The sequence below is a fragment of the Streptomyces sp. CBMA156 genome, assembly GCF_014596515.1.
Classification (GTDB): domain Bacteria; phylum Actinomycetota; class Actinomycetes; order Streptomycetales; family Streptomycetaceae; genus Kitasatospora.
Genome location: NZ_MSJQ01000237.1, coordinates 1 through 10311 on the forward strand (window position 1 = coordinate 1; position 10311 = coordinate 10311).

Consider the following 10311-nt stretch of genomic DNA (forward strand, 5'->3'; position numbering starts at 1 on the left):
GGCGGCGGCCGGCGCCCGGCCGTCCAGTTCGGCGCGCAGCGGTGCGGCCCTGCGGCGTGCGTCGCGGACGGAGAGCGGCAGCGGCCGCCAGCCCGCGAGTCGGCCGAGGCCGACGACCGGCGGGTGCACCGGGGAGTGGGCCATCACCTCGGCGGGCTCGCCGAGGACGGGCGGGGCGCCGGGGGTGAGCAGCAGCACCTGGTCGGCGTACTGGACGACCCGTTCCAGCCGGTGCTCGGCCATCAGCACGGTGGTGCCGAGGTCGTGCACGAGGCGTTGGAGGACGGCCAGCACCTCCTCGGCCGCGCCCGGGTCGAGTGCCGAGGTGGGTTCGTCCAGCACCAGGACGCGCGGGTGCACGGTGAGCACCGAGCCGATCGCGACGCGCTGCTGCTGGCCGCCGGAGAGGGAGGTCAGCGAGCGGTCGCGCAGGTCGGCGAGGCCGAGCAGGTCGAGGGTCTCCTCGACGCGGCGGCGCATCACGTCGCCGGGCAGGCCCAGGGACTCCATGCCGTAGGCGAGTTCGTCCTCCACCGTGTCGGTGACGAAGTGCGCCAGCGGGTCCTGCCCCACCGTGCCCACCAGGTCGGCGAGTTCGCGCGGCCGGTGCTCGCGGGTGTCCCGGCCGCCGACGGTGACCCGGCCGTGCAGCACGCCGCCGGTGAAGTGCGGCACCAGCCCGCTGACCGTGCCCAGCAGGGTGGACTTGCCGGAGCCGGACGGGCCCACCAGCAGGCAGAGTTCGCCCTCGGGGACGGTGAGGTCGACGTCGCTGAGCGCGGGCGCGGCGGAGTCCGCGTACCGGACGGAGACCTGCTCGAAGGTGATCACGATGCCCTCCGGGGCGGGGTCGGGGCGGCGAACGCCGGTACCAGGCCGAGCAGGACGGTCAGCACGGCGGCCAGCGGCAGTGCGGGGACGGTCGGCGGGACGACGGTGGGGGCGAAGGCGGCCGGGTCCTGGGTGGCCAGGTAGGTGGTGAGGGCCGCCACGGCCGCCCCCGAGCCGGCGGTCAGCCACTCCGGCAGGGCCCAGGGGTCGGGTCGGTAGCGGCTTCTGACGGATCGTCGGCTGCCGAGCAGTAGTCCGGCGAAGGCGGCGGCCAGGCCGATCAGCAGGACCGGCAGTGCCCAGCCGGCGCCGCCGGCCGTCAGCAGCCCGTACGCGGCGAGGCAGACCCCGAGCAGCCCGGCCAGGGTGAGCGCGGCGGTCGCCCTGGCGAGCCGGCGCGGGACGTCGGCGGTGCGGCCGAAGCCCCGGGTGTCCATCGCCGCGGCCAGTGCGATGGACCGCTCCAACGCTCCTTCCAGCACCGGGAGTCCGACGCTCAGCACGGCCGCGATGCCCTTGTCGGTGCGGCCGCGCAGGCGCCGTGCGGCGCGCAGCCGGCGGACGTCGGCGACCAGGTTCGGCGCGAAGGTCATCGCCACCACCACCGCCACGCCGGCCTCGTAGAGCGCGCCGGGCAGGGCGCGCAGCAGGCGGGCCGGGCTGGCCAGGGAGTTGGCTGCGCCGACGCAGATCAGCAGGGTGGCCAGCCGCAGCCCGTCGTACAGCGCCGCGAGCAGCCCCTCGACGGTGACCCGGCCGCCGATCCGGACGCCCTGCGCCCAGGCGGGCAACGGGATTTCGGGCAGCGTGAACAGCACGTGGGTGCCGGGGACCGGTGAGCCGAGGAAGACCGCGAACACCATCCGGATGCCGAGCACCAGCAGGCCCAGCCGCAGGAACGCCCCGTACGAGCGGGACCAGGGCGCGTCGCCGCGCCGGGCCGCGACCACGTATCCGGCGACGGCGGCGAGCAGCAGCAGGATCGCCGGGTTGGTGGTCCTGGTCGCCGCCGCGCCCAGTCCGAGGGCCCACAACCACCAGGCCCCGGGGTGCAGTTGACGGGGGCCGGTGGGCGGCCTGGTGCTACGGACGGCGGTGCTGCTCACGGTGTTTCCTGGGTGGGGGCCACGGGGGCCACGGGGGGGGGGGGCTACGGGACGGGGGCTAGGAGTGACGGCGGCGGCGCGCCTGCCAGACGGCGCCGCCGGCGAGGACGGCGACCAGCGCGCCACCGGCGATCAGGCCGACGTCCGGGCCGCTGCCGCCGTGGTCGGTGGACCCGGCGTCGGTCCTGGCCGCGCCGGCCGCGCCGATCCGGTCGCCGCAGCCCGCCTTCGGGTACCCGGCGATGGCGCACAGCAGCCCGTTGGTGTCGTAACGCAGCGGCGGGGCGACGGCGGCCAGCACCTCGGCCGAGGTGGCGCGGGGCGTGACGGCGGCGCAGGCGGTCCGCTGCCCGGGCTCGGGGGCGGCGGACGAACCGGCGTCCTCGGCGGTCCCGAAGTCCAGCACGACGGCCACCCGCTTGTGCCCGTCCTGCGCGGGCGTGTCCGCGCAGATCTCCGCGAAGCTCCCGGCCGTGCGCGGCTTCGCGGCGTCCTGCCCGCCGTCCGGGCTCAGCGCGAACCGCCAGCCGTCCACCGAGCCGTCCGGCGGCACCGCGACGGCGGGGCCCTGCTGCTGGTACGTCCAGGTTCCGCCCTCGGCGCCGCGCCAGAACGACCAGTAGCGGTACCCGGCGGCCTGCGCGGGGGCGGCGGAGGCGAGCACCAGCACCGCCCCGAGGAGGGGCAGGAGCAGCCGGGCGACGGTCCGCCCGGGCCTGCCGGGCCGGGCGCCGCCCGGGGTCGGGTGGGGTGCGGGCCGCATCAGAGGTGCGGGTTGCGCTTGCGCTGGAGGCTCAGCAGGAGGCCGCCGCCGACGCCGACGAGGAGCCCGACGCCGATCAGCCAGTACTGGCCGATGCCCCCGTCCTTCTTCTTCGCGGGGGTGGCCGTCGCCGAGGCGGCGGCTCCGGTGGCCTTGGGCGCCGGGCCGAGGGCGGTGAGTTCGCCGGTCAGGGCGGCGGTGTCGCGGTGGGCGGCCTGGGAGACCAGCAGGAGGGTGGCGGTGGCGCCGGCGTCGGTGCCGCCCTTGGTCCAGCCGGCGCCCTCCTTGGCGAGCCAGTCGACGGCGCCGGCCGCCTGCTGGGGGTGGCCGCTCTGGATGAGGGAGAGGGCGGCCCAGGCGGTGGCGGTGTAGTCGGGGGTGGGGGCGGCGCCCGGGGTGGTGAGGCTGAGGTGGTCGCCGTTCGCCGCGAGCTGGGCGGTGAGGTAGGCGCCGACGGCCTCGCCGGATTCCGCGTGCGGAACCGGGGCCCCGGCGGCCGTGGCGTCGGAGGCGCAGGCGAGGGTCTTGGGGGCGGCGTCGGAGCGCACCGAGCCGGTGACCGGCAGGTGGCCGCCCCCGGCGGCGAGCGCGGCCTGGCCGCTGGCCAGGGCGTTCGGGGCGGGGGCGCCGCCGACCCCGTCGGGCTGGTAGGCGAAGGCACCGCGCTGGTCGGCGGGGGCCGCGCAGCCGAGCTGGAACAGGGCGAGCCCGTCGAAGGCGGACCTGCCGGCCTTGGCGACGCCCGCCGGGTCGGTCTTCGCGGCGAACAGCGCGTTGACGGCGAGCCCGGTGGAGTTGGCGTCGCCGGGGTTGCCCGGGTTGTAGGCCCAGCTGCCGTCGGCGTTCTGGTTGGCCTTGAGCCAGGCGACGCCCTTGTCGACGGCGTCCTGGTGGCCGCCGAGGGCGATCAGGGCCTGGATGGCGACGGCGGTGGCGTTGCTGTCCTCGAACGTGGTGTCGCAGGCCGCGCCGGCGGCCCGGTAGGAGGGCCAGCCGCCGTCCTCGCACTGCTGTCCGGTGAGCCAGCCGACCGCCGAGTCGGCCGGGGTGATCTTGGCCGCCGTCAGGGCGGTGAGCGCCAGCGACTGCCGCCAGACGCCGTCGTACGTCGGGTCGCTCTTGCCGTACAGGCCGTCCGGGACGGTGGGGGCGGGGACGTCGGCGAGGGCCGGTCCTGCGGCGAGGCCGGTGAGCAGCGCGGCGGACAGGGCGGCGGCGCCCAGACGGGCGGCGGTCAGCATGGTGCGGGTGTGCCTTTCGGTGAGCGGTGGTGGCCCGGGCGGGCCGTTCCGTAGACCTCGACGGTGCCGGGCGCGTGCGCCTGGTCCGGCCGCTCGCCCCTCCCCGGGTGCTCCGACTCGTCCGGGCGGCCGGGGTACGGCGCCGGACTCACGGCTGCGGGTCAGCGCCGGATTCGCACCGGCTTTCCCCGGGAGAGGAACGGGATGGAGTTGTCCTGCCCGTCGACTGTAGCCGTCGGAGCGCGTCGGCGGCCCGGGCCGTGGCAGGAACACGTTCCAGTCGGGAAGGGCTCACGGCGGGAACCGGGAAGGGCTCAGGGCAGGGTGAGCAGCCGGGCCGCGGTGTGCAGGTCGGCCCGTACCTCGGCGATCGAGGCGCGCCCGGAGAGCCAGGCGACCAGCGCCGAGTGCCAGGTGTGCTCGATCACCCGGACGGCCGCGCGCTGGCTCTCGGTGGGGGGCCCGGACTGGCCGATGGCGTCCAGGATGAGCTGTCCGGTGGCCGCGCTGACCTGGTCCACCTCGGCCCCGACCGAGCGGTCCGCGAAGGACAGTGCCCGGACCATCGCCTCGGCCAGCAGCGGTTCGCGCTGCAGCGCGTGGAAGGCCCGGGTGAGGGTGTCGGCGACCCGGGGCGCCGGTTCGGCGTCGGTCGGCGGGTGCCGCCGGATGTGCTCGTGGAGGCCCTGCAACTGCTCCAGCATCACCGCCACCAGCAGGTGCACCTTGGACGGGAAGTACCGGTAGAGCGTGCCGAGGGCGACCTGCGCGCCCTCCGCGACCTCCCGCATCTGCACCGCCTCGTACCCGCCCCGCACCGCCAGCGCGGTGGCGGCCCGCAGGATGCGCCGGCGCCGTTCGGCCTGGCGTGCGGTCAGCGGCGGCTCGCCCGGGGGCGGGACCGGCGGCAGGGGCGAAGGAGAGGGCGGCGACAAGGGTGCTCCCGGGCGGGCGAGAGTGGCGGCGTGCTCCACATGGTCGGCAGGATTCGGCGTGGCGGGAATCACCAGCCCTGGCTCCTGAGGGAAAGCTACGGGCCGGTATCTTCGAGGTCTCTCATTGTTCACGTGGTCGATGACGAGTTCCGCAGCCACTGAAACCTGATCTACTTTAGCGACCGGAAGACACGACCGGCAGCACCGATAGCAGCTAGAGAAGAGGGCCCAGGATGACCGCGCAGCCGCTGCGGATTGCCCTGTTGTCGTACCGCGGGGACCCCTTCTGCGGCGGTCAGGGCGTGTACGTACGGCATCTCTCGCGCGAGCTGGCCGGGCTCGGCCACCACGTGGACGTGATCGGCGCCCAGCCCTACCCGGTGCTGGACGAGGTCGAGGGTCCCGGCTCGGTGCGCCTGGTCGAGCTGCCCAGCCTGGACCTCTACCGCGCCGACGACCCCTTCCGCACCCCCGCCCGCGACGAGTTCCGCGGCCCGGTGGACGTGCTGGAGTTCGCCACCATGCGCACCGGCGGCTTCCCCGAGCCGCTCACCTTCTCGCTGCGCGCCCGTCGGTACCTGGCCGCCCACAAGGGCCGCTACGACGTGGTGCACGACAACCAGACCCTCGGCTACGGCCTGCTGGGCCTGGCCAGGCACGGCTTCCCGCTGGTCACCACGATCCACCACCCGATCACCGTGGACCGGCAGCTGGAGCTGGACGCCGCCACCACCCGGGTCAGGCGGCTCTCGCTGCGCCGCTGGTACGCCTTCACCCGGATGCAGCGCCGGGTCGCCGCCCGGCTGGACCGCGTGATCACCGTCTCCGGCACCTCGCAGCGCGAGATCGCCGGGCACCTGGGCGTCGCGCCGGGCGCGATCTCGGTGGTGCCGATCGGCGCCGACACCCGGCTCTGGTCGCCCTCGGCGGAGGTCGCGCGGGTGCCCGGCCGGATCGTCACCACCTCCAGCGCGGACGTCCCGCTGAAGGGCCTGGTCTTCCTGGTCGAGGCGCTCGCCAAGGTCCGCACCGAACGGGACGCGCACCTGGTGGTGGTCGGCAAGCCGCAGAAGGAGGACGGGCCGGTCGCCGAGGCGGTGCGCCGCTTCGGGCTGGCGGAGCACATCGAGTTCCGCAGCGGGCTGACCGACCGGGAGCTGGTCGACCTCTACCGCTCGGCCGAGGCGGCCTGCGTCCCCTCGCTGTACGAGGGCTTCTCGCTGCCCGCCGCCGAGGCGATGGCCACCGGCACCCCGCTGGTCGCCACCACCGGCGGGGCGATCCCCGAGGTGGCCGGTCCCGACGGGGAGTCCTGCCTGGCGGTGCCGCCGGGGGACGCGGACGCGCTGGCCGCCGCGCTCGGCCGGCTGCTGGACGATCCTGAGCTGCGGGCCGGTCTCGGCGCCGCCGGACGGGAGCGGGTGCTGGCCCGGTTCACCTGGGAGCGGGCCGCCGAGCTGACCGCCGAGGCCTACCGTGCGGCGATCGCCACCGGCGCCGGAGCCCGGGCCCGCTCGGGGCCCGGCTGGCGGTACGTGGCCTAGCGGCCCTGGACGGCGGGCCGAGCCTCCCCGGCGAGGCGGGGTAAGGCGGGGCCCGACGTGGCGGACAGAAAGCGTGACGAAGCGTCAAGGACGCTTGGTAGCAATAGGAATGGGAGTCCAGCAGTGCTGACCGTCGATTTCTCGCGCTTCCCGCTCGCCCCCGGCGACCGGGTGCTCGACCTGGGCTGCGGCGGGGGCCGGCACGCGTTCGAGTGCTACCGCCGCGGTGCCAACGTGATCGCCCTCGACCAGAACACCGAGGAGATCGCCGAGGTCAGGAAGTGGTTCGCGGCGATGGAGCAGGCCGGTGAGGCCCCCGAGGGCGCGTCGGCGGTCGCGATCGAGGGCAACGCGCTGGCGCTCCCGTTCGAGGACGACTACTTCGACAAGATCATCATCTCCGAGGTGATGGAGCACATCCCGGACGACAAGGGCGTGCTCGACGAGATGTTCCGGGTCCTCAAGCCGGGCGGCCTGCTCGCCGTCACCGTGCCGCGCTGGCTCCCGGAGAAGATCTGCTGGGCGCTGTCCGACGAGTACCACGCGAACGAGGGCGGCCACATCCGGATCTACCGGGGCGACGAACTGCTCGACAAGCTCAGGGACGCGGGCCTGGAGCCGTACGGCACCCACCACGCGCACGCGCTGCACTCGCCGTACTGGTGGATCAAGTGCGCGGTCGGTGTCGGCAACGACAAGGCGCTGCCGGTCAAGGCCTACCACCAGCTGCTGGTCTGGGACATCGTCGGCACCCCGGTGATCAGCACCCTCACCAAGGCCGCCGAGCGGGCGCTCAACCCGGTGATCGGCAAGAGCTTCGTCGCGTACGCCTCCAAGCCCAACCGCGCGCCGGGCGGGGCGGCATGACCGCCGCCGTCCCCGAGGCGCTGCTGCTCGACGGGGTGCTCGACGCCGAGCAGGCCGCCGACACCGTGCGCAGCATCCTGGCCGAGCAGCGCCCCGACGGCGCCATACCCTGGTTCGCCGGCCACCACCTCGACCCGTGGGACCACACCGAGGCCGCGATGGCCCTCGACACGGCCGGCGAGCACGCCGCCGCCGAGGCCGCCTACCGCTGGCTCGCCGCCGCCCAGAACCCGGACGGCTCCTGGTACGCCGCCTACACCGACGGCGTGGTCACCGACCAGGCCAAGGAGAGCAACTTCTGCGCGTACGTCGCGGTCGGGGTCTGGCACCACCACCTCAGCACCGGCGACGACACGTTCCTGGAGTGGATCTGGCCGACGGTCCGGCGCGCCCTGGACTTCATCGTCGGGCTCCGGCTGCCCGGCGGCCCGATCGCCTGGCGGGTCGACGAGGACGGCACCGCCACCGACGAGGCGCTGCTCACCGGTTCGTCCAGCATCCTGCACGCGCTGCGCTGCGGCCTGGCCGTCGCCGACTACCTGGAGGAGCCGCAGCCCGACTGGGAGCTCGCGGCCGGACGGCTGGGGCACGCCGTCTCCCACCACCCCGAGCGGTTCCTGGACAAGGGCCGCTACTCGATGGACTGGTACTACCCGGTGCTCGGCACCGGCCTGCGCGGCGACGCGGCGGTGGCCAGGATCGAGCGGGACTGGGAGCGCTTCGTCGTGCCCGGCCTCGGCGTGCGCTGCGTCAGCGACCGCCCGTGGGTGACCGGCGGGGAGAGCGCCGAGCTGGCGCTCGCGCTCTGGGCGATCGGCCAGTCCGACCGCGCGGTGGACATCCTGCGCTGGTTCCAGAAGCACCTGCGGCACGAGGACGGCTCGTACTGGACCGGGTACGTCTTCGAGGACGACGCGATCTGGCCCGAGGAGCGCACCACCTGGACGGCCGGGGCGCTGCTGCTCGCGGTGGCCGCGCTCGGCGGCGACCCGGCGACCGTCGCGGTCTTCGGCGGGGAGCAGCTGCCCGCCGGGCTGGTGGTCCAGGACTGCTGCTGAGCGCGGACGCTGCGAAGCGGCCCGGCCAGGGGGAAGGGCCGCGGACACGGCGAAGGGGCGGGACCGGAGAACCGGTCCCGCCCCTTCCGCGTGTGCGTGTGCGCCCGGGGGCGTCAGCCGCGCTGGATGCCCGTGGTGTCGGCCAGCACGCCCTGGCTGCCGTCCGGCAGCTGCGCGACCAGCGCGGCACCGCGCTGCTCGACGGCCAGGTACCAGGTGCCGGGAACGACCTCGCCGACCGGGGCGCCGGCCGGGTTGTCCTTCGGGGCCAGCTGGCGCGGGGCCGGGACGGCGAACCAGAAGGGCTGGAAGTCCGCCGCCGGGGCCGCCTGCTGCTGCGCGACCGGGGCCGCCGGCTGCGGGGCCGGGGTGCCGGCGTCCTGCGGCTGGGCGGCCGGGACCGGCTGGCCGGGCTGCGTCTGACCGGCCGGGTAGCCGTAGCCGGCCTGGGCGCCGAACGCCGGGTCGTGGCCCTGGGCCGGGTAGCCGTACTGGCCGGGCGCACCCGGGTGGCCGGGCTGGCCCGGGTAGCCGTACTGGCCGGGCTGGCCGGGGACGGCCGCCGGGCGGTCGGTGACCAGCGGGGCCTTCAGCGCGGGCAGCACGGGTGCGGCCGCGGCCGCACCGGCGAGCACGAGCAGCGCGATGAAGCCGAGCCAGGCGCCGAAGCCGTGGCTGACGACGGAGCTGGAGGTGCCGCCGCCGAGCGCCCAGACCGAGGTCCACAGCGCCGAGACGGCGAAGCCGATGCCCCACTGGTCCAGGCGCAGGCCGAGCACCTGGCGGTTGGTCGCGGCCGCACCCTGGAAGCGCTGCACCAGGATCAGCACCGCGGCGGCGATGCCGAGGAGGTAGATCGAGGGCAGGATGGGGAACAGGTCCGTGCTCCACGCGTTCTGCGACGAGGGGCAGTACCGGCTGCCGCTGCAGTCCACGGTCCAGTAGGGCAGGAAGGAGGCGATGAAGAGCAGGACGGCCGCGCCTGCGACGGCGGCGTCTCCCCTGGTGAGAGCGCGCAGATTCACTAACGTTCCCCTCGTTGACGTGTCGTGGACGGTGGTTCGCGCGGTCGGGCCGACCGGCCGAAACTCCCGAACGGACCAGAAGCCTAGGCCCAACCGTCCTGCCGGTGCACGGCGGGACCGGGAATGGGGCGAAGTCGTTGCAAACCGTGCGGTCCGGGCGGACCGTCGCCCCCGGGGGCACGCGGTTCAACTCCCGTGTCGCTCTTCGGTCTTCTCTTGGGTCGTCAGGAACGCGGTCAGTGCGTCGGCGATCCCCTGGGCCGCCTGCTGGCGCCACTGAGGGTCCGTCATCCGCTTCGCGTCCGTCGAGTTGCGCATGTTACCGCACTCGATGAACACCTTGGGGACGGTGGAGAGGTTGAGCCCGCCCAGGTCGGAGCGGGTGTCCAGGCCGTCCTCGGCGATGTAGTCCGCGTACGGTTCGCCGGTCGCGGCGTGGAACCGGTCACGCAGCAGGAGGCCGAGCCGGCGTGAGGGGGCGACGATCGCCGCGTTGTCCGCCTTTCCCGCCACCACCCTGGCGGGCATGATCACGTGGAACCCGCGGCCGGCGGCCGGGCCGCCGTCCCCGTGCACCGAGAGCGCGACGTCGGCGTGCGCCTCGGCGCCCGCGCGGGCGCGTTCGTCGATGCACGGGCCCCAGGGGCGGTCGCCGTCCTGGACCAGCACCACCTTCGCGCCCCTGGCGGTCAGGATGGCGCGGGCCCGCCGGGAGACGTCCAGGGTGTACTCGGCCTCGGTGTAGCCGGCGTTGGTCTCCGTCCCGGTGGTGTCGCACTCCTTGCGGGTGTTGCCGATGTCCACCTGGCGGTTGATCTCGGCGGTGTGGGCGGAGTTGCCGGGGTTGTGACCGGGGTCGAGCAGGACCGTGCGGCCGGCCAGGTCCGTCGCCGCGGTGGGCGGGGCCGGGGGCGGGGTCGTGGCGGGCGCCTCGGCCGGGG

General features: G+C 75.2%; 10 protein-coding genes and 1 riboswitch. Of the genes, 3 read left to right on the plus strand and 7 right to left on the minus strand.

Annotation, left to right across the window (positions count from 1 at the left end; all coding sequences use genetic code 11):
- The 5 genes from BU198_RS19725 to BU198_RS19745 form a co-directional block, all read right to left on the minus strand.
- A partial coding sequence (locus BU198_RS19725) for an energy-coupling factor ABC transporter ATP-binding protein (RefSeq protein ID WP_188298188.1) occupies positions 1–831 on the minus strand: 831 nt, incomplete at its 3' end.
- Positions 828–1937 (minus strand): energy-coupling factor transporter transmembrane protein EcfT, encoded by a 1110-nt coding sequence (locus BU198_RS19730; protein WP_317620211.1) that lies wholly within the window; start codon positions 1935–1937, stop codon positions 828–830. The genes BU198_RS19730 and BU198_RS19725, both read right to left, overlap by 4 nt.
- 58 nt (positions 1938–1995) lie before the next feature.
- Entirely contained in the window at positions 1996–2700 is a 705-nt protein-coding gene (locus tag BU198_RS19735) for an SCO2322 family protein (protein WP_223244651.1), read from the minus strand.
- Positions 2700–3941, minus strand: a complete 1242-nt coding sequence (locus BU198_RS19740; RefSeq protein ID WP_188298190.1) for a prenyltransferase/squalene oxidase repeat-containing protein — start codon at positions 3939–3941, stop codon at positions 2700–2702. The genes BU198_RS19735 and BU198_RS19740 overlap by 1 nt, the downstream gene beginning before the upstream one ends.
- A 105-nt stretch (positions 3942–4046) precedes the next feature.
- A riboswitch (cobalamin riboswitch) is annotated at positions 4047–4130 on the minus strand.
- A gap of 125 nt (positions 4131–4255) precedes the next feature.
- Positions 4256–4876 carry a TetR family transcriptional regulator gene (locus BU198_RS19745; protein WP_223244652.1) on the minus strand — a complete coding sequence of 207 codons (621 nt, stop codon included), beginning with the start codon at positions 4874–4876 and terminating at the stop codon, positions 4256–4258.
- Between the two features lie 233 nt (positions 4877–5109).
- Between BU198_RS19745 and BU198_RS19750 the strand changes: the two genes are divergently transcribed.
- The 3 genes from BU198_RS19750 (at position 5110) to BU198_RS19760 (ending at position 8345) form a co-directional block, all read left to right on the plus strand.
- Positions 5110–6420 carry a glycosyltransferase family 4 protein gene (locus BU198_RS19750; protein ID WP_188298191.1) on the plus strand — a complete coding sequence of 437 codons (1311 nt, stop codon included), beginning with the start codon at positions 5110–5112 and terminating at the stop codon, positions 6418–6420.
- A 123-nt stretch (positions 6421–6543) separates the two neighbouring features.
- On the plus strand, positions 6544–7287 hold the full coding sequence (locus BU198_RS19755; RefSeq protein WP_188298192.1) for a class I SAM-dependent methyltransferase: 744 nt from the start codon (positions 6544–6546) through the stop codon (positions 7285–7287).
- On the plus strand, positions 7284–8345 hold the full coding sequence (locus tag BU198_RS19760) for a prenyltransferase (protein WP_188298193.1): 1062 nt from the start codon (positions 7284–7286) through the stop codon (positions 8343–8345). The genes BU198_RS19755 and BU198_RS19760 overlap by 4 nt, the downstream gene beginning before the upstream one ends.
- A gap of 113 nt (positions 8346–8458) precedes the next feature.
- Here the strand turns inward: BU198_RS19760 and BU198_RS19765 are convergent, their stop codons facing one another.
- On the minus strand, positions 8459–9370 hold the full coding sequence (locus BU198_RS19765; RefSeq protein WP_188298194.1) for a hypothetical protein: 912 nt from the start codon (positions 9368–9370) through the stop codon (positions 8459–8461).
- Positions 9371–9556: 186 nt separating this feature from the next.
- On the minus strand, positions 9557–10311 hold a 755-nt coding region (locus BU198_RS19770), incomplete at its 5' end, for an N-acetylmuramoyl-L-alanine amidase (RefSeq protein WP_188298195.1).